Source organism: Dyadobacter luticola (assembly GCF_005860805.1).
Taxonomy (GTDB): domain Bacteria; phylum Bacteroidota; class Bacteroidia; order Cytophagales; family Spirosomataceae; genus Dyadobacter; species Dyadobacter luticola.
On sequence record NZ_VCEJ01000004.1, the window covers coordinates 1,877,702 to 1,900,910 of the forward strand.

At 48.5% G+C, this 23,209-nt stretch carries 17 protein-coding genes; 2 read left to right on the forward strand and 15 right to left on the reverse strand.

What is annotated here, in order from left to right; translation table 11 throughout:
• The first annotated feature begins 1 nt into the window (after nucleotide 1).
• Nucleotides 2–1,489, forward strand: coding sequence for a hypothetical protein (locus FEN17_RS18570; RefSeq protein WP_138366804.1), 1,488 nt, complete (start codon nucleotides 2–4; stop codon nucleotides 1,487–1,489).
• A 46-nt stretch (nucleotides 1,490–1,535) separates the two neighbouring features.
• Here the strand turns inward: FEN17_RS18570 and FEN17_RS18575 are convergent, their stop codons facing one another.
• Nucleotides 1,536–2,084: a DJ-1/PfpI family protein gene (locus tag FEN17_RS18575; RefSeq protein WP_138366805.1), complete on the reverse strand. Its 549-nt coding sequence runs from the start codon at nucleotides 2,082–2,084 to the stop codon at nucleotides 1,536–1,538.
• Between the two features lie 275 nt (nucleotides 2,085–2,359).
• On the opposite strand from FEN17_RS18575, the gene FEN17_RS18580 reads away from it, so the two are divergent.
• The gene (locus tag FEN17_RS18580) at nucleotides 2,360–6,157 is read left to right on the forward strand and encodes a hybrid sensor histidine kinase/response regulator (protein WP_138366806.1); all 3,798 of its coding nucleotides are present in this window, start codon (nucleotides 2,360–2,362) and stop codon (nucleotides 6,155–6,157) included.
• A 24-nt stretch (nucleotides 6,158–6,181) separates the two neighbouring features.
• Here the strand turns inward: FEN17_RS18580 and FEN17_RS18585 are convergent, their stop codons facing one another.
• The 14 genes from FEN17_RS18585 to FEN17_RS18650 form a co-directional block, all read right to left on the reverse strand.
• On the reverse strand, nucleotides 6,182–7,093 hold the full coding sequence (locus FEN17_RS18585) for a helix-turn-helix domain-containing protein (RefSeq protein WP_138366807.1): 912 nt from the start codon (nucleotides 7,091–7,093) through the stop codon (nucleotides 6,182–6,184).
• Between the two features lie 59 nt (nucleotides 7,094–7,152).
• Complete coding sequence (locus FEN17_RS18590) at nucleotides 7,153–7,956, reverse strand: SDR family oxidoreductase (protein ID WP_138366808.1); 804 nt, start codon at nucleotides 7,954–7,956, stop codon at nucleotides 7,153–7,155.
• A gap of 120 nt (nucleotides 7,957–8,076) precedes the next feature.
• Nucleotides 8,077–10,437 (reverse strand): ABC transporter permease, encoded by a 2,361-nt coding sequence (locus FEN17_RS18595; protein ID WP_138366809.1) that lies wholly within the window; start codon nucleotides 10,435–10,437, stop codon nucleotides 8,077–8,079.
• Nucleotides 10,438–10,596: 159 nt separating this feature from the next.
• On the reverse strand, nucleotides 10,597–11,268 hold the full coding sequence (locus FEN17_RS18600; protein WP_138366810.1) for a DUF6766 family protein: 672 nt from the start codon (nucleotides 11,266–11,268) through the stop codon (nucleotides 10,597–10,599).
• A gap of 21 nt (nucleotides 11,269–11,289) precedes the next feature.
• Nucleotides 11,290–12,015 (reverse strand): hypothetical protein, encoded by a 726-nt coding sequence (locus FEN17_RS18605; protein WP_138366811.1) that lies wholly within the window; start codon nucleotides 12,013–12,015, stop codon nucleotides 11,290–11,292.
• 58 nt (nucleotides 12,016–12,073) lie between these two features.
• The gene (locus FEN17_RS18610; RefSeq protein ID WP_138366812.1) at nucleotides 12,074–12,376 is read right to left on the reverse strand and encodes a hypothetical protein; all 303 of its coding nucleotides are present in this window, start codon (nucleotides 12,374–12,376) and stop codon (nucleotides 12,074–12,076) included.
• A gap of 99 nt (nucleotides 12,377–12,475) precedes the next feature.
• The gene (locus FEN17_RS18615; RefSeq protein ID WP_138366813.1) at nucleotides 12,476–14,560 is read right to left on the reverse strand and encodes a PAS domain-containing sensor histidine kinase; all 2,085 of its coding nucleotides are present in this window, start codon (nucleotides 14,558–14,560) and stop codon (nucleotides 12,476–12,478) included.
• 24 nt (nucleotides 14,561–14,584) lie between these two features.
• Nucleotides 14,585–15,904: a sensor histidine kinase gene (locus FEN17_RS18620; protein WP_138366814.1), complete on the reverse strand. Its 1,320-nt coding sequence runs from the start codon at nucleotides 15,902–15,904 to the stop codon at nucleotides 14,585–14,587.
• Entirely contained in the window at nucleotides 15,901–16,581 is a 681-nt protein-coding gene (locus FEN17_RS18625) for a response regulator transcription factor (RefSeq protein ID WP_138366815.1), read from the reverse strand. Before FEN17_RS18625 ends, FEN17_RS18620 begins: the two co-directional genes overlap by 4 nt.
• Nucleotides 16,582–16,596: 15 nt before the next feature.
• Nucleotides 16,597–17,253: a hypothetical protein gene (locus tag FEN17_RS18630; RefSeq protein WP_205748172.1), complete on the reverse strand. Its 657-nt coding sequence runs from the start codon at nucleotides 17,251–17,253 to the stop codon at nucleotides 16,597–16,599.
• Nucleotides 17,254–17,279: 26 nt separating this feature from the next.
• On the reverse strand, nucleotides 17,280–18,491 hold the full coding sequence (locus FEN17_RS18635) for an MFS transporter (protein WP_138366817.1): 1,212 nt from the start codon (nucleotides 18,489–18,491) through the stop codon (nucleotides 17,280–17,282).
• The gene (locus FEN17_RS18640) at nucleotides 18,491–18,865 is read right to left on the reverse strand and encodes a DMT family protein (RefSeq protein ID WP_138366818.1); all 375 of its coding nucleotides are present in this window, start codon (nucleotides 18,863–18,865) and stop codon (nucleotides 18,491–18,493) included. The genes FEN17_RS18635 and FEN17_RS18640 overlap by 1 nt, the downstream gene beginning before the upstream one ends.
• Nucleotides 18,866–18,924: 59 nt before the next feature.
• Complete coding sequence (locus FEN17_RS18645; RefSeq protein ID WP_138366819.1) at nucleotides 18,925–19,674, reverse strand: hypothetical protein; 750 nt, start codon at nucleotides 19,672–19,674, stop codon at nucleotides 18,925–18,927.
• Between the two features lie 67 nt (nucleotides 19,675–19,741).
• Entirely contained in the window at nucleotides 19,742–23,158 is a 3,417-nt protein-coding gene (locus FEN17_RS18650; RefSeq protein WP_171037951.1) for a VCBS repeat-containing protein, read from the reverse strand.
• Nucleotides 23,159–23,209 lie beyond the last annotated feature (51 nt).

Below are 23,209 nucleotides of genomic sequence, written 5' to 3' on the forward strand. Positions count from 1 at the left end.
AATGAGTTCCCAGCTCCTCCGGCGCGCGAGCATTTGGTATCTGTGTCTTCCCAACCTTCTTTTTTTCTTTTACTGGACAAGCGGTTTTGTGCGAATTTCAGGGCTCGTCCTCTGCCTTTTTATCTTATACACCATCTCCAAAGATCAGAGGTTCAGTGACGAAAAGGTATTTACCTGGCGTGACATGCTGGTAATCGGCGGTTTTTCGCTCATCCTGACCTGCGTGTCCGGGATTTCCGGTTTATGCTATCAAACCTTCGATTACTGGTGCCATAATACCAAATTCTACGAGCTTTTTAAGTATGACTGGCCGATTCGAATTCCTGACGATGGTCCCGTCATCGCCTATTACTATGGCTTTTATCTTGTTCCGGCGCTTTACTCAAAAATGATCGGGAGTATTAGTGAAGGCGCTATTTTTCTATGGAGTTACCTGGGCTTACTGCTCGGCGTGAGCTGGCTGTACTTGTCGCTGCACAGAAGCATATTCTTTGTTTTTATCGTTTTAGGCGTCGGCGACCTGCCGCATGTGCTCAAAAGTATTTTCTTTAAATTGTTTGGCTATCTCTATGAATTCGGGGATTTTGGCGTCGAGGCGTGGTCCAATTTCGAAAACCTGCTTTGGGTGCCCAACCAGGTGATCCCAACCCTGATCATCGGGGGAATGTTATTTCACACATTAAAAAAGCGGATCGATCTGGAAACGATGGTGTTGCCCGTCGCGCTCTCTTTCTGGTGGGCTGTTTTTCCGGCTTTTACTTCCGGTTTGTTAATTGGCATCCTGATTGTGGTGCAGTGGCTGAGAAACAACGAAACATTCAATTTGAGGCGGGTTGTGCTGGATGTAATGTTGCCTTGCCTGTGCTGCTTGCCAATACTCATCCTATATCTCTCGCATGAAAAAGCACCGATTTCCGGCTTTTTATGGCAGTTTCCTGATCACATGCCGAGCAGGGTCCTGGAATATTTCATCAACATTGGTCTGAATATCCTGGTATTTTACCTGGCATTCCGGTTTATCAAAGGTTCGGGTACATCCCGGATTCCCGCACTCCCTTTTTTCCTGATCCTTTTGTTTATCACGGTTTTTCCAATTTACAGGATCGGGAAGGTGAATGACTTCCTTTTCAGGGGTTTAATGCCCCTGCTCATCGTTGCGGGGCTCTATCTTTACGAAGGTATATCTGACCAAAATGGGCTGAATGCCTTTTTTCAGCGGGCAAAAAAGGCTCCCCTGCTATTCATTCTGGCTTTGTTGCTGGCGAGTTCATCCCTGATTACGGTTGGCCGGATTGTCCGCGCAGCGAGCGTCAATGTAGCAACGCACCGTATCGCGCCGGATCAGGTCAGTTTTCAGCCGATTCCGTATGACGCTTACCCGAACATTTACGAAGTTCTGAAAGCAAAATGGTCGCAAATGGAGGCAGATCAGTATTTGGGCAAGAAAGACTCTCTTTACGAGTTGTTTATCGCGCCGGCAAAAGACTGATCTGATTTGTAAAGCAAAAACCGTCCTCACATTTGTAAAACCCTGGTCATTTCAGGCAGGCAAATACCTCCCTGTAAAAATCCGGGTGGGATTGCCAGGTTTGTCCGGTGATGATGTTTCCGTCGCGGATGGCTTGCTGGGTCGAGTAGGTGCCGCCTCCCATTTCGATTTCGGTGCGCACGTGTTCGTAAGCGGTTAATGTCCGGTCTTTGGCTAGTCCGGCGGTGACCAGGATCTGGATTCCGTGGCAGATGGCCAGAACCCATTTTCCCTGCCGGTCGAATTCGCGTACCAATTCCAGCAGCACGGCGTGGTTGCGGAGGTATTCGGGGGCGCGGCCGCCCAGGAGCAGGATCGCGTCATAATCTTCCGCTACCGCATCCTCAATCGTCAGGTCGGAAGCCAGGCAGTAGCCGGGGCGCTCAACGTAGGTATCCCAGCCAAGTTCAAAATCGTGCATGACCAGGTTCAGCCGGCGTTTGCTCGGGGCGGCGATTACGGCAATGTCGCCTTCTTCCTGAAAGCGGTGGACGGCATAGAGGGTTTCGTAACTTTCACCACCATCACCGGTGACAATCAGGACTTTGCGATTCATAAAATATTTGAATTAAATAAATTGGGCGCCGAAGGCTTTATTGCCCCCGGCTAAATGCACAAAAGTCAATTCCAGCAGCATTTTACCTGCTGACACAATAAACCAATCGGAAATCTGACGACTTTCTTCGCACGGAACTGAAAGTAAAACATGGATAACCTGCTGCGTATAGCAAATGGCGTTTAGTTTATTTGACTTAGAAAAACCGACTATTTTTTTGGTAGAACTAATTTTATATCTTGTATGACTTATTATTGATCAGCCTTTTACGATGTATGAAACACGCAGTAGCTATCGCGTTTATTTGGTGGGTACTGATGAGCGTCGTCCAGGCGCAAAGTGTGAAATTCAATCACCTTACCACCAATGAAGGGCTGGCTCAAAGTCACGTCTCTGCGATCCTGAAAGACAAAAAGGGCTTCATGTGGTTTGGAACCGAGGACGGATTGAACAAGTACGACGGCTACGTTTTCACACATTACAAACATGACGCCTACGATAAAAGCAGCATTTCCGATAGCTACATCCAGGATTTACTGGAAGATAAACAAGGCAATCTGTGGGTCGCCACTTCCAACGGACTGGATAGATTTGACCGGACGAAAAACAGCTTTATACATTACTTCACCCAGGATATCAACGACCTTTTTGAGGATAGTAAAAACAGGATCTGGCTGGCGACGCAGGAAGGTTTATTTTTATTTAACAGAGAAAAAAATACCATTCAGCTGCTGCTAAATGCGGGACAGACCAGCGGAAGTAAAATCAAAAATCCCATTTACCGGGTCATTGAAAATACCGATGGCTCACTCTGGCTCGGCACGGGGAGCGGGCTTTTTCAGGTGATAGTCAACAACAACAAGTACGCCAGCAGAAGCATTGATCTGGGCTGTGCACATTGTTCTCCGGCACCGGGCATCAGGGCGCTGAGCATGGACCTTTCGGGTAATTTGTGGGTTGGTACAAAAAGTGCCGGTTTGTTTCTTTACAATGTCAGAGACAGGTCTTTTCGCAACTTTATTCACAATCCAGCCGATAAAAATTCCATTGCCCACAACGATATTCTCACGATTCTCCCGGCCAAAAATGGCAGCATTTGGATAGGGACGGAAAATGGTGGAATCAGTGTTTTGAATGTAAAAGGGCAGTTTGTGACTTACGACCACCGGTCCAACGAACCAAGTTCGCTGGGTAATAACTCGGTTTATACAATTTATCAGGATAATGCTGAAAACATTTGGGTAGGTACCTATGCCGGCGGGGTCGATTTTCTGCCGAGGTATGGAGAGAAATTTCTTTCTTACAGGCACTTGCAGGGTGATCCGGGCAGCCTGACAGACAATGTTGTGTTGTCTTTACGCGGCGACAGCTCAGGGGATAAGATATGGATCGGTACCGATGGCGGCGGGCTGAATGTTTTTAATTATAACAACAACACATTCAGCAGCTACCGCCACGATCCCCGGAACCCAAATTCAATCAGTAATGATTATGTGATTTCTATCGTGCGGATTTCCGACGATGTACTGGCATTGGGATACCACGATGGCGGATTCGATCTTTTCAATACAAAAACAGGTATCGCAAAACACCATTTACCCAATCCCAAAGATCCCAACAGTCTGTCGATTGCCGATGTAAACAACCTTTTCAGCGATATAGACGGAAATTTATGGATAGGGACCTGGGGCGGCGGACTGAATTATTACAACATTAAAACCGGGAAATTCAAACATTACCGCACCGATCCCGCCGATAGCACCAGCATCAGCTCGGACATTGTGACCACTGTTTTTCAGGACAAAAACCGGGTGATCTGGGTAGGGACTTATAGCGGGTTGAACCGGCTTGACAGCAGCGGCAGGCATTTTACCCGGTACCAGCGGCACCCGAAAAAAACGTCCTTTTTGTCGCACGACAAAGTCCAGTGCATCCGGGAGGCTGATGGCGGCAATTTGTGGATCGGGACAGTGGGCGGCGGGCTCAACTATTTTGACACTCGTAAACAAACATTTAAAGCCTTCACGGAAAGGGACGGCCTGGCCAGCAATGTTGTTTTTGCGATGCTGGAAGATCGTCATAAAAACCTGTGGCTCAGTACAAATAAGGGAATTTCACGGTTCAATATCGCCAGCAAGACTTTCCGGAATTTTGGTGTGAAAGACGGGCTGCAAAGCAACGAGTTCAGGGATAATTCGGCTTATGTTACCAAGTCGGGACAAATGTTTTTTGGCGGGGTAAATGGTTTCAGCACATTCTTTCCCGACAGCATTAAGTACAATGTTTTTGTTCCGCCGGTTTACCTTACCAGCTTCCAGATATTCAACAGGCCGGTTTCGGTAGGTGACAAATCCAGCATTTTAAAAAGAGATATCGCTGACACAAAGTCGATTACGCTTTCTTACAAACAGTCCGTAATCACTTTTGGATTTGCTGCGCTCAGCTATACCATCCCGGAAAAAAACCAGTATGCATATAAATTAGAGGGATTTGATCCGCTGTGGAGCTACGTTGGAAATAAGCGTACCGCCACTTACACGAACCTGGACCCGGGGACTTATACATTCATGGTGAGGGGTTCCAACAATGATGGCGTTTGGAATAACAAGGGTAATTCGGTGCAAATCACCATAAGACCGCCTTTCTGGCTTACCTGGTGGTTCAGGCTGATCTCGCTGGTCGGATTTCTGGGCTTGCTGATCCTAATTTACAGGCTTCGCACCCAATCCAACCGCAGACAGAAAAAACTGCTTGTAAGAAAAGTGAAGCAGCGCACCCTGCAACTCGAAGTGGCGATTGAGGAAGAAAGAAAGGCGAAGCGCATGGCAGAAATTGCGATCGAGGAAGAAAAAAGGGCCAAGCAGCAGGCAGAGCTGGCCAGTCAGGCAAAAAGCTCCTTTTTGGCGGTGATGAGCCACGAAATCCGGACGCCCATGAACGGGGTGATCGGGATGGCTTCTCTTTTGGCGGAGACCAACCTGGACGAAGAGCAGCTCGGCTACACCAAAAGTATTCAATCGAGCGGTAGCAGCTTGCTGGCCGTAATCAATGATATTCTTGACTTTTCTAAAATTGAGTCCGGGAATATGGAGCTGGAAGAAAGAGCTTTCAATCTCCGGAGCTGCATTGAAGATGTGATGGATGTTTTTATGTCCAAAATGGCCGAGTTGAAGCTGGATCTTTTGTATAAAATAGGAGAGGGGGTTCCTGAGCAGCTGATCGGCGACGGACAAAGGCTTCGTCAGGTGTTGATCAACCTGATCGGAAATGCCATCAAGTTTACCAAAGAAGGTGAAGTTGTTTTGTCTGTCAGCCTCGATGGCAGACATGTCGGCGATCGGGTAGGGTTATATTTTGAGGTCAAAGACAGCGGGATCGGCATTTCCGAAAGCAAGATGGACCGTCTCTTTAAAGCATTTTCGCAGGTAGATTCCTCCACAAGTCGGCAGTACGGCGGGACAGGGTTGGGTCTTGTTATTTGTCAAAAGTTGGTAAACCTGATGGGCGGGGCGATCGGCGTAACCAGCCAGGAAGGGGAGGGGAGCACGTTTTTCTTTTCTATTCTTTTTAAAAAGCAGGTTTTATCCGATGGACAATTGAAACCACAAAATGCGGAGGCAGCCGGCTCTCCGCCACAATCGGATATTTCGGGGAAGCTTTTGCATTCGGATTTCTCTGCGAAGTATCCTTTGGAAATACTGGTTGCAGAGGATAATAAGGTGAATCAAATCGTCATCCTGAATGTGCTCGGCAAGCTGGGTTACCAGGCCGAACTGGTGACCGACGGCCTGGAAGCGGTCAACAGAACTTCGGAAAAAGCATTTGACCTCATTTTAATGGACATTCAAATGCCGCGCATGGATGGTCTTGAAGCCACAAGAAAAATCAGGGCAACCCATCCGACCCGCCCCTACATCATTGCCATGACTGCCAATGCTTTGCAGGACGACAGGAAACAATGCGAGGCCGCGGGCATGGACGATTACATCAGCAAGCCGGTGAACCTGGAAGATCTGATGGAAATGCTGAAAGGTTTGTCGCAAAAGATGCACGACCAGCCGAAATACGATTGAATCCAATTCACTTCACAGCGATATTTAATTAAACGATCGCCGGAATTCCAGCGGCGACACATGCATCTTTTTCTTGAATAGTTTATTGAAGGACTGCGCATATTCAAATCCCAGCTGGTATGCAATTTCAGCGACCGACAAGTTGGTGGTCGCCAGATAATGTTTGGCCTTTTCGATCAGCTTTTCATGGATGTGCTGCTGGGCACTCAGCCCGGTGAGCGAGCGCAGCATATCACTCAGGTAATGCGGCGATAAATTCAGCTGGTCGGCCAGGTATTCTACGGTTGGCAACTCATTTTTTTCGGGTGCGAGATGGTCAAAGTAGGACGCGAGCACGTTTTCCATTTTGGTCAATAAATCATGGTTAACTGCCTTTCTGGTAAGGAATTGTCTTTCGTAAAACCGCGTGCTGTAATTCAGGAGCAAGTCGATTTGTGACAGCACAATTTCCTGTGTGTGTCGGTCGATATGCACCAGTTCTTCACTGATTTTTTGAAAAATGGCCGCAACATTCTGCTCTTCCTTTTCCGATAAATGCAGCGCTTCATTGACTGTATAGGAAAAAAAACCCAGATTTCTGACAGATGTCGCCAGCGGATGTGTGTACAGAAAATCCTGGTGGAATAACAACGCCTGGCCGCTGCCAAAATCCGGATCAAGGATCATATCCTCAGGCGCTTCCAGCGATTGCACCTGCCCGGCTGCTACGAATGTCATCAGGCCTTTGTCAAAGTCGTAATTTTGCTGGCCGTACCTGACTTTTCCGATGATACCTTTCTTCAACGACACGCAATAAAATTGCAGCATAAAATGCTTCCAGAGCGAGCGGTCTGTGAATTTCATATCCGCCACATTAATGATACTTACCAGCGGATGCTGGGGTTCGGGCAGCGAATGCAGGCGGTGAAATTCGGTGATGGAGTGGATCGTTTTCATCTTTTTTAAAAAACAGAAAAACAGGCAAACCCGTTTGAAGGTTTGCCTGCGATGTTTAATTATCCAAAAAACTCATCACGAATTTCTCTGCGAAATGCTTCGCTACCAATTTCCAGTCGCCTCGCATACAAGGCATTGGCGTCGGCGCCGGCCACGTATCTTACCTGGTCTTTTCCATCGGTAGCCGCTTCGAAAACGATTTCCGCAATTTGCTCCGGGGTGGAGGCGGCGTCCATCATGGTGTCAATGTTGGAAAATAATTTTTCCTCCAAGGCTGCGTATGCCGGATGGTTGCTCCGGTCCAGCGACCGGCCCAGAAAGTTGGTAGAAAAGCCGCCCGGCGCAATGGTTTTAATGCCAATGTTGTGCGGCGCGAGTTCAAACGACATACTTTCCGACCAGCCCTCGATGCCAAATTTCGTCGCATGGTAAATGGAGTGCAGCGGAAATGCAAAAAGTCCGCCCATCGAAGTCGTACTAAGGAACATGCCTCCCTTGTTTTTCCTGAAATGCGGGATAAAAGCCTGGGTTACCCGGATCACGCCCAGCAAATTGGTGTTTACTTCTTTCAGAATTTGCTCATCAGTCAAAGCTTCCAGCGCGCCCATCAAGCCATATCCTGCATTATTAAAAACGACGTCGATATTTCTGATGGCAATTGCCTGCGCGACGGTTGACTGGATTTGCTGCGGATCCGTCACGTCGAGCGGCAGAATGGTTACATCATTGAGTGCGGTAAGCTCGGTTTCGTGCGCGGGTTCACGCATGGTAGCGATTACGTACCAGCCTTTTTGGTGGAAGAGTTTCGCGGTTGCTTTTCCCAGCCCAGAAGAGGCGCCGGTTATAAAAATTGTCTTTTGCATTGGTCTCTTTTTTAGTCCAATACAAAGGTCGGTGCACGGCCGGCCGCAAATGTTTCCAAACCGTGTTTAGGTGTGTCCAAAGTGCAGATTATACCCGGACACACCTTTTTACAATTAAAATTATTCAGCTCGCAAACTCGTCACCGGGTTTAGCCAGGCAGCTTTGATGGCCTGAAAGCTGACCGCGATCAGTGCGATGGATGTAGCCGCTACGCCCGATACTGCAAAGATCCACCAGCTCAAATTGGTACTATATGCGAATGTACCCAGCCAGCTGCTCAGTGCCCACCAGGCCAGCGGAGAAGCGAGGACGATTGCGAGGAGGACGAGTTTTAAGAAGTCAGAAGAAAGCAGGCCGACAATGCTGGATGCACTCGCGCCCAGGACTTTGCGTACACCAATTTCCTTGGTACGCTGCTCGGCCGTGAATGCTGCAAGGCCGAATAACCCAAGGCAGGAAATGAGAATAGCCAGCACGCCGAAATAATTGACCAGCATATTCACCTGCTGCTCACTGCGGTACAGGCTTTCATATTCATCGTCCAGGAAATGATATACAAAAGGATAATCCGGATTAAATTCCCGGGATACCTTTTTGAGCGCGGCGAGCGCCTGCTCTGTTTTTCCAGGTTGCGTTTTGACCAGCAAATAACCCGAGTTTTCAGGAATGTATGTCAGTACCAGCGGCGTAATGGCCTGGTGCAGAGAGCTCATGTGAAAATCTTTCATAACTCCTATCACACGCCCGGTGCCCTTCCAGAACTTGATTTCCTTACCGACCGGATCTTTCTCGCCCATCAATCGCGCCGTCGCTTCGTTGATCAGATATGAAGACGAATCTGCCGCGCTGCCGGGACGAAAGTCGCGGCCGTCGGCCAGTTTAATGTTCATGGTGCGCACGAAATCAGCGCCAACGGTCATGGCCGTCACGTTGGTTTCCAGGTTCGGATCTTTGCCTGGCCAGCTAAGGTCGCCGGAAGTTGCCGAGATATTGACCGGTAACATGGCCGTAACTGATGCCGATGCTACCGCTGGCTGTCGCATGATTTCCTGGCGGAACGCTTCCATTTTTTCGGGCTGGGCAACATTGCCTTCCAGCGGTAGATAAACCACATTCTCACGGTCCAGACCCAGGTTTTTCGTGCGCAGATATTGCATTTGCTTGCCCACCGCTAGCATCCCCACGATCAGAAAAATGGATAGGGAAAACTGAAATGTCACTAATACACGCCGAAAAACGGCCGGGCCATTTCCAAACTGTAATTTACCTTTCAGGATTTTGATCGGCTTTAATCCGGACAAAAACAATGCAGGATAACTTCCGGCGAGAAGTCCGGTCAGTAATGTGAGTGAAATAATACCCGCCCAGAGCGTCGGGTTAGCAAGGTCCAGCGTCACCTGTTTTGCAAATAATTCATTGAAAGTAGGCAGCGCCAGCCACACCGCAGCCAGTGCCAGCATCACCGCCAGCAGGCTGGTCATCAGCGATTCGCTCAAAAACTGACCGATCAGAGAAGAGCGATATGCGCCTACTACTTTTCTGACACCCACTTCTTTGGCGCGTGTAGCCGAGCGGGCGGTGGCAAGGTTCATAAAGTTGATGCAGGCAATCAGCAGCAAAAAAGCGGCGACCAAAGAAAACAGGCGGACATATTCAATGCGCCCGCCGACCGGTTTTCCCATTTTGTAATCACCATAAAGGTATACGTCAGTGATAGCTTGCAGCACCGGTACGTTGGTGTTATTCTTGTCGGTATAGCGCTGGTAAATGCCTTTCATGCTCCGCTCGGCCTGGGCTGCGGAGGTATTCGGGCGGAGACGTACGTAAGTCAGAAACGAACTGTTGCCCCAGGTTTTTTGCCACGGCTGCTCCTGGTCTTTCCAGTTTACAATCCACTCGAACTTCAATGTTGAATTGCTTGGTAAATCCTTTAAAACAGCGCCTACGACATAGAATTTCTCATTGTTCAGCTGCAATGTTTTTCCCAGTGCTTCGGTATTCGGAAAGTATTTATCGGCTACCTTTTTTGTAATAATAATCTGATTCTTCTGAGCCAGGGCTGCATGCGGATTGCCTTTTAAAGCAGGAAGCTGGAACACCTGGAAGAAATTGTCCGTCGCATAATACCCCTTTTCCTTGGCGCCTTTTTCGCCCACTTTTATGAGCTGCTCCATCCACGGATTAACCTTCGTGGCGGCCGCAACCTCCGGAATATCCTTGGAAATTGCGTCCTGCAAAGGTCCAGGCGTCACTTCACCCGTACCGATTTCTCCGGTATTGCGATTAGTCGAATTGACACGCACAAAATAGATATCCTGTGCACCTGCAAGGAAACGGTTATTACTGAGCTCGTCTTTTACCCATAAACCAATCAGCAGGGCACACGCCATGCCCAGGGCCAGGCCAAAGACATTGATGCCAGTGTACATTTTATTTTTCGCGAGATTGCGCCGGGCGGTCGTCAAGTAGGATTGCAGCATGTTTGGTTCAATAGGCTGTTAGATTGACCCACTCAAATCAAATGCTGTGCCTGCTGATTTTTTTGGGTTAAATGTCTGATAGTCAGTGTAAAAATATAAACGCACTGTCCGCATTCGAACATTAGCGTGTTCGTCCGGGGACAGAAGCGAAGCCCGTGCTTACTTGCCGGTTTCCGAATCCGGCGCGTCCACAGGTTTGGATTCAGGTGAGCCTTTCTGGCGGAGAAATATGGTGAAAACCACGATGCTGGCGATGGATAAAAACTCACTCTGCCAGTTCTGAAATGATTCGAACCAGAAGTTGGCCTGCGTAAGATAGTTGCCGATGCTGTCTTGCGGCTGTCCGTTCAAAACATTCTGCTCATTATGGTCGACCCAGCTTCCATAGAGGTGCAGCCACCAGCTGATCAGAAAAAGAACCAGGAATAGGATAAAAAGCGAATTATTATAAATTTTCAGCACCCAGCCGCCCTTATTCACCGGCCAGGGTGCATCCTTTCCCGGCTTCGGTTCCCGGTCTACTTCCTCTTCTTCGTCGAGCGATTTCGATTCGGCCGAACCTTGTTGCCTAAGCCCCACGGTAAGTACCACGTAGAGTGCCATTTGCAGGAATTCGCTCTCAAAGTTTTCAAAGGTAGCCGATACAAAATGGCCGCTCTGCAAATAAGTAGCCAGACTGATGGGCGCGGCGTGGTCCTGTTTCCGCTCCGCATTGTGCTCGTGCCAGCCCGTGATCGCCTGCGCAATCAAGGCGCAGACAAACATGGTGATGAATACCAGGCTGAGCCCGTTCCGGTAGAAAAATGAATGTTTTGTTGTTGAAGTTTTCATGTTGAAGACGGGTATAAAAATTTATTTGGGCAAAAAAGTAAGCTGCACGACAGCGCCCTGCGAGCCGTCGCTGTTGGACCGCTGCCAGCCCAGGGAAAGTGGAAGACGTTCGGTCAGAAAGATCTCGATACCAGCCGTAAGGCGCCCTTTGCTGTGGTAACCGGAAATCCAGTCGGCCATCAGGTGCAGCTTTTTGTACCAGATACCCAGGTCCATCCCGGTTTGAAAGCCGTAAATGGTACCGTCGCTCAGGTAACGGTGGTTACCTACGTAAGGCCCTGCGGCGAGCTGATAACGCTCCTGGTCACCAAAGCTGGCGGCAAGGTTGGCATAACCATAATACACCAGCCGACTGGCATGTTTACTGGCCACGTTAGCGCCCGCCACTGCACCGATACCCACGGAAAGTAAGTCACTCAGTTCAAATACTTTTTGCGTATTAATGAGCAGGAGGGGCGCAAAAGGGGAGGAAGTGGTGGTATCATTGGTTTCAAAATGCCGGGTTTTGTAGTCGTAATCAACATTGATCACATTCGCGCCGATCTCCCAGTTTCTCCCAAGTCCATAGGTGAAGGTGGTAGAAGATTCGACGACATCGGTGATTTCAAATTGCTGCTGGGCGCTGATTTTCCGCCCGTCGGTAATATCCGAGGATGATACATTAAAAACCGTCAGCTGCGCGGAGGTTTTTTGGACCAAACAAAAGAATAAAATCAGAAAAAGAATTGTGGAGTTAAGTATATTCATAGGGGCTGTTTAAAAAACCCTATCATACAAAATGCGTACCTGCATTGTTTTTGGCCACTTATCGCATATTCCTGCTTTGCGCCACCAGGTATGAAACCATTACGATCATGTTGATGGGAATAAAACAAGCGACAATAATGATAATGGTTTGGCTTGAAAAGTTTTCCACGACATACCCGAAACCGATCATGCAAATGCCAATCAAAATCAAATAGCATCCACCAAGACGTGCCGCCTTGTTTTTGTCCAGAATATGGGCGCCAGCAGGAATGTTATTCAGCAAGCGAATATTTTTAAACTGCCAGATATATCCCCCAAACCCTATAAGAAGAACGCCGATTAGAACCAGGAACCAATCCATAGTCTTGTTTTTTTGGTTTTATAAATGTACTTGAAATCCCAATTCTTAGCTGCGTGGCGTCCTCGTTTTCATCTGTTGACGTGCACGGATCGTACCCATTTATTCCCCGGCAGGCAAATAAATAACAAATGTCGCTCCCTGGCCCGGATTACTTTTGGCCGTAATTGCGCCTCCCAGATTTGCTACGACGCGCTCGCAAATGGCCAGCCCGATGCCGGTACCAGTGTATTCGCTTCTTCCGTGTAGCCTTTGGAAAACCTGGAAAATCCGGTCCAGATAAATTTCGTCGAAGCCGATCCCGTTATCGGTAACTTCGATTTGATGGTAATAAGCAGCCGGTTTCAGCGGTCGTGGTGCCGCTGATAATTCATCATGATGAACTTGCTTTGCGGTAATTTGGATCACCGGCGCCACAAGTTCGCCGTCTTCGCCCGTCTTGCGGAATTTGAGGGAGTTACTGATCAGGTTTTGAAAAAGTTGCCCGAGTTGCGAAGCATTTGCTTCCAAAACTGGCAGCTCGCCAATGTCAAATCGGGCCTGCGCCTCACCAATCTGTAATTCCAGATCCGAAAGTACTTTTTCCAAAACATCCTTTAAAGCAACCGGTTGCAGCAGGGAACCATTATTTGAAACCCGTGAAAATATCAGCAGATCATTGATCAAAGTTGTCATCCGCTCGGCTGCGGAGCTCATCCGGTTCAGGTAATCCTGCGCTTTTGGTGAAGCCAGTTCAATTTCGTTCATCAACCGGCTGCCAAACTGCTGGATTTTCCTCAGGGGCTCCTGCAAATCATGCGAAGCCACATACGCAAACCGGTGCAGGTCGTCATTCGACCGGTTAAGCAGCTGGTTGGCGTATTTCAGTTTTTCATTGCCGGCTTCCAGGTTTTTGTTGCTGATATGCAGCTCCTGCGTGCGGAGCCTGACCTGCGCTTCCAGGGCAAGCTGCACATTCCGCGATTCGGTAATGTCCTGCGCAATCCCTGAAATCGTCGCTATTTCGCCGGAGGCATCCAGGTTAGTCTGGCCTTTCGAATGTATAATCCGCTTTTCTCCGGTCTGGGCATGCCGGATGGTATATTCAATCTCGAATTTTCCATCGCTGCCGGGGCTTAATGCTTTAAAAAACGCCTGAACAACACTTTGACGCTCTTCCCCCACCACATGCTTAATCGCTTCCTCCATACTCATCGAGTCGTCCGTAATTCCGAAAATTTCCAGGTGCCGGCGCGAGAATGTGGTTTTCCGCGTCGCAATGTCCATGCTCCACGTTCCCAGCTGGGCTACGTCGATCGCATTGAGCAAAGCATGTTTTTGTTGTTCCAAAAGCATTTGCTGCTCTTTCCGATCGGTAATGTCCGGACTAACAGTGGCCAGAATGGACGGTTCGCCGGTGACTGCGTCGTCGATCACAAACACATTCCACTGCACCCAAAACGGCTCGCCGGTTACCTCGTTCCACAGCCTGATTTCCCTGCTTCCTCCTTTATTGGCAACGATTTCGGGCAGGATTTGAAGCACCAGGTCACGGTCGGCGGGATAAACCGCGTCGATGAGCGTCCGGCCTTTGTTATGCGCCCAGCCAAGTTTGGCCAAGGTATACTTATTATTAAACATCGGCTCGGGCATCGGCTCCACCGGACTAATGCCGATAATGAGCTCACAATTGTCCAGCACGGCGGTTTTAATCTGATTTTCCAGCTCCACTTCCTTCCGCGCATTTTCGCTGGACTCGATCAATTGGTTCGCCTTTACGATGGCCGTCACGTCAATCGCAATCGCCAGAATCCCGTAATGTGCTCCGGCTGAGTCTTTTAAAACTTTGTAGGTAAAATCGTAGTAATGTGTCGTAGTGATGCCATCCACATGAATATCGCCGGGCATCGCTTCGGCCTTGAAAGTCTTGCCGGTCAGCAGCACATGGTCGAGTATGGCGAGGTAAGGCTGTACGGCAATTTCCGGCATGGCATCTCTGGCAGGTTTTCCGAGAATCCAGTCGCCTTTTCCGAGCATCTGGACCATGCATTGGTTGGCAAAAGAAATAATGTGGTCGCTGCCGGTCATAACCATTACCGAGACGGGCGCATCGTCCATCATTTCAGCAAATATAGCCTGAACATCCGGCTGGCTGGCCTGGCCCGCGGGCGGTGGATCGGTTTGGCCAGGATTGGTAATCTTTGTCAATTCAGGATCAGTCTTTTGGTGAGTTTACGTCTTTAACTTCACAATAAAAGACGTGCCACTAACCTCAAACTCCACTTTAATCCCAATCTCGTCCGCCAGTTTCCCGACGATCCACAAACCCAGTCCAAACCCGTCGCTATCCCTGTTTTCCCTGTTAAAAGCATCGTGCAGCCGGGCAACATCCTGGATCGGTTGCTTTAATAAATTACTGATTGTCAGTATAATTCCGGTGTTGTTTTCCTCCAAAATAACATTTATACGAGAGCCAGGCAACCCGTGCTTGATCGCATTATCCAGTAAATTGAAGAGAATGGTTGTCAAATGTGATTTGTCTGAAACGATTTCAAAATCAGCGCTTTCGGGGGATATAATCAACTTAATGCTCTGAGCATTGGGAAGCAACTTGTGATTAACTCTTTGCAATGTTTCCGTCAGGACTTCGACCAGATCAACGGGTTTTTGATTGGTAATAATCGATCCTGATTTAAGCTGGCTCATCAATAAAAAATCATTCACGAGCTTACTTAGCCGCTGCGTTTCAGTAATCTGACTGGCAAATAGCTGTTTAAGTTTATCGGGTAAATCTTCTGTTTGCAAAACCTGTAACTCTGTGAGCATCACGCTGAGCGGCGTCCGTAACTCGTGGGAAGCGGAGGCAAAAAAGGCATTTTGTTCATCGGATTGTTTTTTAATGCGGGAAAGCATCCGGTTGAGCGCGAGGGTTAGTGCGTGTAATTCGTCCTTGTTACCGGACTCGGGCAGCAGGTTAATGTCATCATTCAGGTTAATGTTGTTGGCTTTTGAAATGATCTTTTGCAACGGTTTTAATAAAAATCCGGAAACAAAATAGCCGCCGATCATTGCGAGGATAAATCCGAGCGGGAGATAAAAAAACAGTACGATCCGCAACTTATCTACATCACGATGCAGCTCGCTGGCCGGGATGGTATAAGTAATGCTGATCTTACCGCCGGTTTCCAATTCCCGGGCTGCTTTTTCAAATGTCCGGTCTTCTTCTGGAATGTTGTTTTGGTTAACTGCTGAAATGGAATGCGGGAAATTATTAAATAAAGTATCCGTTTTTCCGCTGGCCTGATAAGTGAGTAAAAAATATTCATTTTGCTGCGGAAGGGGAATAACTAGCGGACTGATTTCTGTCTTTTCCAGGATTACTTCTGCCCGTGCGCCAAGTCTTGCATGAAAGTTTTTGGTATACTGATTTTTGACCGTTTTATATAAAAAGAAAATAGCCAGCATTAAAAAGCAAAGAAAAAGCGCACCGAAAATCACCCCGAAACGAAACCGGAGGCTTTGATAAAACGGATAGCGCGATTCGTCTTTCACTTTGCTTTTGTCCCTTTCAAACTATATCCCACACCGATCACGGTTTCCACCATTTGTTCGGCAAAACCGCGGTCGATTTTTTTGCGCAGCTGGTACATAAAAACTTCCACAATGTTGCTTTCCGGATCGAAATCCATTTGCCAGACATTTTCCAAAATCTGATTTTTGCTTACGACCCGGTTTGCATTCCGGGCGAGGTATTCCAGCAGGATAAATTCTTTGGCAGTCAGATTAAAGTCTTTTCCTTCACGCGTCACTTTTCTTGCAGCAAGATCAATGCTCAGCTCACCCACATTGATTTTTGACTTCTCGCCGGCAGATGGAATGCGCTGGACGGTGCGGATCCGGGCCAGTAATTCTTCCCAGTCAAAAGGTTTTTTAATATAATCCACCGCCCCCAGATCCAGCCCTTCCACCACATGGGCCGTACCGCTCAAAGCGCTGACAATGATCACCGGAATGCTAATATTGAATGCCCGCATATTTTTCAAAACCTCTAAGCCATTTGCGCCGGGAAGCATTAAGTCCAGCAAAATCAGGTCAAAGTTTTCACTGGCTACTTTATTAAGCGCCTCCGTCCCTGAATCGCATTTTACAACGAGGTAACCTGCCTGCTGCAAGCCTTTTACCATAAAATCGGCCAGCTTTTCTTCATCTTCAACAACCAGTATTTTCATATTCAAAAGGGTGTGTTACTGAATTAAATATGTTGCCGAATCAATAGTAATCTCATAGGGCCGCACCACTTGCTGGCCCGAAATATTGACAAATCCATCCAGTGAATCGCGCTCATAACCTTTTACCAAAATGTGTTTTGCATTTCTTAAAATCGGGAATAAGGTTTGCGCCATGTGCGGAGGCAATAGAATTAATTTACCCGATAACAAAAATGATTGCTCGGGACCATGATTTTTGGGTGATTCTATAAATGTGCTCCCGGTAATGTTTACTTCTTTTCCTTGACTAGGTCTTGGCGGATGAATCTCGTGCAATAGTAATTTTTCTGTGGAATTTGTGATCGATATAGCAACTAATTCCGGCATATCTTCCCCTGCTGGGCCCTCACGTTTTCCAATTTCAATGCTTACTTTTTTATTCAGTAAATCCAATTCCCGGATCCGGGCAGCCGCGTGCGGCGGGAAATGAAGCCAGGTTTTTTGTCCATCATTTTCAAATAATATTTTATCAATATCACCTCTTTCATTACTTCCAAATTCTAAAACTTTACCTGATAACTGGCTGGTTTCTGCATTAAATGGAGAATGAATTTCGTGGGGATGATTGGGCTCCGGCGGCGCTGGTTTTTGTATATACCAAAATACTCCCGCTACCAAAAGCAGGAGTAACATGGCATATCGATACGAGCCGGGACTTTTCATTCCGAAATGTCGGGTTTTAATGTTTCTTTCATAAAAAACAGGCAAATCACAAATGCGACAGCAGCCACTGCGGCCAAAAATACAAATGCGGCCCTGAATGAAAATGCACCGGCAATATACCCCGCCGTCACATTGCTGAACGAAGCGCCCAGGCCCACCGCCGTGATGAGAATTCCATTGGCAAAATTGAAATGCCCGGAGCCTTTCGTAAGATCGGCAATCACCAGAATGCTGACCACACCAAAAATCCCCGCAGAAGCCCCATCCAGAATCTGCACCGCCGTAATGAAAAACGGATCGGCGCTGGCCGTGTACAGCAAACCGCGGATCGGCAAAATCGCGAAGCAAACCAGCAAAAGCCACTTCCGCCCCGAAACCGATCTTCGGCTGCACCAGGCCGCCGTGGGTACCATCACCAGCTGCGCAATCACAATGCAAGCCGACATATACACCGACGCATCGACCTTATTTTCGGAAACAATGTACTGCCCTGCGAGCGGCAACATAGCGGCATTGGCAAAATGATACAGCACGCAGCAAGCTGTGAAAATGATGAACAAAGGCTGCATGATCACTTTTCTGGACTGTGAGCCCGATTGTTTTTCCTCGCTCGGCAGGCAGCCGCGAGAAAGGTCGTGGTTAATCTCCTTCTGATCGATCAGTTGCAGACATGCCACGCTGGCTAGTGAAAGTACGAGCGTAAATACAAAAATCCCCTGCAAACCGATCGTGTAACCGATTAACCCTGAGATCAATGCGGAGCCTACATTGCCGCCGTGGTTAAACATTTCGTTGCGCCCGGTGCGGTGTTCCAGCTTTTTATAGCTAACCAGTCCCAGCGTCATCCCCGCGATAGCTGGGCCAACGAATGTAGCGGCCATACCCACGAGTACCTGGCTGATGATCACCACTGTATAATTGGGTTTGATCAAAATCAAAAGCGTCCCGAAACCGATGATCAGGCTGGCGATGGCGATGATGATCTTTTTATTTTTCAGTCTGTCGACCACCGCACCGGCGGGCGTTTGCACAAGCACGCCTGAAAAGGTGGCGATGGACGAAACCATGCCAATATCGCGCAAATTCCAATGATGGACCGAAAGCAGATAGATGCCCAAAAAGGGCCCGATCCCATCACGGACATCGGCCAGCGAAAGGTTAATCAGATCAAGACCACGAAGCGATCGCGCATGTTGAGCACGCGCCATCAGCCTTTAAATATGAAATAAACGGCGCCGACCAGCAGCCCGAAACCGATCAGGTGGTTCATGGAAAATCGCACATTTTTGAAAACAACCAGCGAAAAGATCATGAAAACGATCAGCGTAATCACTTCCTGGATGATTTTGAGCTGCACCAGCGAAAACGGCCCGCCCATTTCGGAGGAACCAATGCGGTTGGCCGGTACCTGGAAGCAATATTCGAAAAACGCGAGGCCCCAGCTGAGCAGGATAATCATCCACATGGGCGTAGCGCTGTGGCCGCCTTCTTTGCTGAAAAATTTGAGGTGGCCGTACCAGGCGAGCGTCATGAACGCATTGGAAAGGAGCAGAAGTCCTATGGTGGAAATGTATTTGGACATGATAGATGGTTTTATGCCGGACAAAGAAACAATAATGCCACTTTGCCCGGTCATTTTTTTTAACGAACCAGATATTGCTGACCATTGATCGTGAGCGTATTGGGACGCACGATCACATAGTTGTCCAGAGAAATTTCCCCAGCATTCACACTTTTCTGGTTTCCGGAGTAGACAATCGCACTTCCCGGCTGCAAAGAATTACCCATTTGCGCCATCACGTGCGGCGGGAGTTTCAGCAGCGTTTTGTTATCGAGGATCAAGCCGGTTACCATACCGTCGCGGCCTTTTTGCAGACTGGCCACTTTGGCTTTTCCGTCCACAAATTTCTCGGCGGGTGGCAGCTCCGTTTGTGGGGAGTCATTGAGCATCTTATCATTCAAACTCACCAGCCGCACCTCGCTGGCCCCAAATGGCGTGGCTTCCATGGTTCCGGTGAAGTTTACATTGGAACCTACCTTCGCAGCGCTCATCACCTGTTTTCCAAGATGTGCAGGAAATTTGACCAGCACACTGTCGATGCTATTGAGGATGTAAAAGCCGTCGAAAGTGAAATCATCATTGTACTGCAGTTTCACCACTTTACCCTGATACGCATTCACAGGTTGCAAACCGCCCGCGATTCCCGGCCCGCCAATCGGGCCGCCCGGGCCGGGTCCGCCGGGACGTGGTCCGACTGGGCCTGGTCTACCTGGGCCTGGCGCACCGCCTGCGATACGATCGGGACCTTGAACATTTCCTGGCTGTGCCTGGATTCCTGAGCTGAGCATTATAGCGGTCATCATTGCCGCTGCCATCATTACTGTTTTCATTTTTGATACATTTAAAAGTGATGCATCAAAAGTAGAATGGCCAAATAAGGGGGGAATGAGGGGGAAATTAATTTTTACTCATGTGGTTTTGCTGCTTGTTGATCTTGTGCAAAACAACGCCCTGCGAAAAGATGGCCGTCAGCAGCATTTGCTGATTCTTCGGCCCGCGGAGCAGTGCGCTCGACCGGGCATCGCCGCGCAGTAGCAGGCCACTTTTTGCAGGATTTTGTGGGGAGAAACCGCCTTTCCCGTTCCCTAGCAGCAAAAGTCCGGTGGAGGCATCCTGCCTGCCCATGTTGACTTCATTGGAATAAAAGTTGCCGGTCAGGATCACGTCCGGGTTTTGGTCGGCATTAACATCCGTCACCACAATCCCGAAAACTGGCGCTACCTGGGCTTCCACGGGCAGGGCTTTTACTTCAAATTTTCCGTCTCCCTTGTTTTCAATGTAGGCGGTCCGAAGAAAGGTCGCCTGGGTGGTGTAGGCGTCTTTTTTTTCTTCCGGGGTCAGCAGGTCTGCATAGGTTGTTTTGGCATAATCAATGTAATGCGGGTATTTTCTGCGAAACTGGATCACCTGCTGGTTCAGCGCGTCGCGGGGGACGCTCGGGTAGGAGGTGCCCTGAATGTAGTAGCCCATCAGCGGATCAAAAACGCCATCGGCATTAAAATCCTTGGCCGTCATCGTCACCGGCTCTTTTTCCGAAGCCTGGTAAAAGGTATTAACTCCCTCATTTCCAGCAATAAAATCCACGTCGCCATCTTTGTCAAAGTCACCGGCTGCCAGACTATTCCACCAGCCAGCATAAGGTGCCAGCGAATTTTTGGCGGGTGCCGTTTCGGTCAGTTTTGTTTTTTGGTTTTTAAAAATCCGGATCGGCATCCATTCTCCCGCGACTACCAGATCTTCGAAACCGTCGTGATCGGCGTCGGCCCAAATTGCGGCGCACACCATTCCAGCGGAAAGTAACTCAGGACAATGTGTTTTGGTAATATCCGTGAATGCGATTCCGCCTGACTTCGAATCATTTCGGAGCAGGTAGCTGCGCGGCGGCAGGGGATATTTGCCGGGGATCATCCTTCCGCCGATAAACAAATCCGTGTCGCCGTCCTTGTCAAAATCGTCGGCTGCCACGCAGGAGCCGCTGACGGAAATCGCGGGAAATGTCCCGGCAGGCGCAATGTTGAAATTGCCTTTTCCATCATTCAGGTATAGCTGCACTTCATAAAATGCCTGGTCCGTTTCCGGTTTTTCATTCCCGCCATTTACGACGACCAGATCCTGGTCGCGATCACCGTCTGCGTCAAAAAATGTGGCCGAAATGTTCTCATGCAGCGAATCCTGCGCGATTTCATGTTTTCCAAAAGCGCCCGACGCTTGCTGAATGTAGATGCAGGGTTTTCCCTTCTGGTAACTTGCGCCCGCGAAAAAATCATCCAGACCATCCCCATTTACGTCGCCCGTTGCGATGGCGAAGCCGCTTTTGGAAAGCATTTTGTGCAAAGCTGCTGTCTGTTTAAAGTCAATGTAACCCGATTTCTGGTGTTTAAAATCAACCTGCACGCTGTCGGTAATGTTGGTAAAAAAAACCTCCGGGGTATTTTTAGGTTGGGTAAAAATTGCATTCGCATCTTTCTGCGCAAGCTGTAAATGCTGGTTAGCAGTGAGTTTATACATTTTTTGTGACTTACCGCCCGGCCAGGTGACCAGTAAACTATCGATCGTCGCAACATGGCCCAACCCAAAATGCCAACCAGCGCCCACCGAAGAAAGAAAGCCGCGCGCGACAAACATTTCGGCGAACTGCGTCTGCTTTCCCGCCCAGACCGTGACGCTGGCACCAATGCCGGCCAGGTTGCCTTTTTCACCCTTTAATGTGATGGAAAGAAAATTACTTCCTGCATTTTCCCGGCTTTGATTTTGATAGATAAATGCTTCTGAATCAATGTTGTTTACAACCAGATCCAGGTCACCATCCCCATCCAGATCGGCATAGGCAGCACCATTTGAGTAGGAAAGTTGGTTGAGGCCCCAGGCTTTGGAGGTGTTTTCAAATGCCAGATTGCCCGCGTTTTTGTAAGCATAATTCGGGGTTTGTACTTCCGGCACTTTTTCAATCAGTTCCAGTGCGTTTTGCTGCTTGATGTTATTGGTGCCAAAAGTGGAAAAGTCTTCTTTGAACTGGATAAAATCACGGTCGGTCACGTCGCGGCGATAACCGTTTGTGATGAAAATGTCCTTCAAACCGTCATTATCATAATCCGCGATGAGTGGTGCCCAGCTCCAATCGGTTTTGGAAACCCCTGCCAGTAACCCCACTTCCGAGAAAAGCGGCGTGTTCTTTTTCCTGTCAACCTTACCCAAATTCAGTTGCAGTGTGTTCCGCATGTATTGCAGCTCGTAGCCATACTGCTCCGAAATGCTCATTTCCTTACGGTCGTAATCCTGCCCGGCCAGCATTTTTTTCTGCCGCAGATTGTCTTCCGGAAGCATATCCAGCTGGAAAATGTCAGGATACGTATCATTATTAATATCGGCAATGTCCACGCCCATGCCGTACAGGCTGGTGTGCGCAATCGCTTCCTTGATCACATTGTTGAATGCAGGTTTTGCGCTGGCACCGGTATTCAGGTACAGCATATCGCTGCTGATGAAGTCATTGGAGCAATAAATGTCCGGGTAACCGTCTTTATTTAAGTCACTTACTGCCAAGCCCAAACCCAGGCCTTCGAATCTTACGCCCGCTTCTTTGGAAATGTTGGTGTATTTCGGCAGGCCATTTTCACCCAAACCTTCATTCAGATAAAATTTCCCGGTGCTGGGGTAGGAGCCGTCGTCATAAGTCCTGCGGACCACATTCGGATTTTGCACGTCAGGCGAAGTGTTCATCAGATAGGCATCCAGATCGCCGTCCAGGTCCGCATCGAAAAACGCAGTTTGAGTGGTGTAAGAATTATCATTCAACCCGTATTCTTTCGCCAGCTCTTTAAATGTTGGCACGCCGTCGGGGCCGTTTCCCTGATTTACAAAAAGCAGGTTTTCAGAGTCGGCCATTTTCACATGACGCGCCACGCTGATGTAAATGTCCAGCAAACCGTCCTGGTTAATGTCCACCATCGAAATGCCGCTGCACCAGCGCTTCGTCGTCACGCCGGCTTTCTCAGTGATATCTTCAAAAGCCCATTTTTGAGAAGCAGTATCAATTTTACTCAGGTACAACTTGCTGCTCACCTGGTTGCCACCAAAGAAAATATCCGGCTTCCCATCCCCATTCACATCCCCGATCCCCACGCCACCGCCGTTGTAAAAGTTGGTAAATGTGAAGGGGTTGATTGAATCATTTGGGGTTAATGTATTGGAAAAAGTAATGCCGGTTTCGTTGGAATTATGAGTTAGAAATAGGGTGTCTGTTTTCTTCTGGCAGGAAAAGAAAAAGAGGTATAAAAGAGGGAATGTGTATCTGGGCAGAAATTGTATTTTCATAATGAGTGCACTAAACTTGTCATGCTGAGCGGAGTCGAAGCATAAACACGG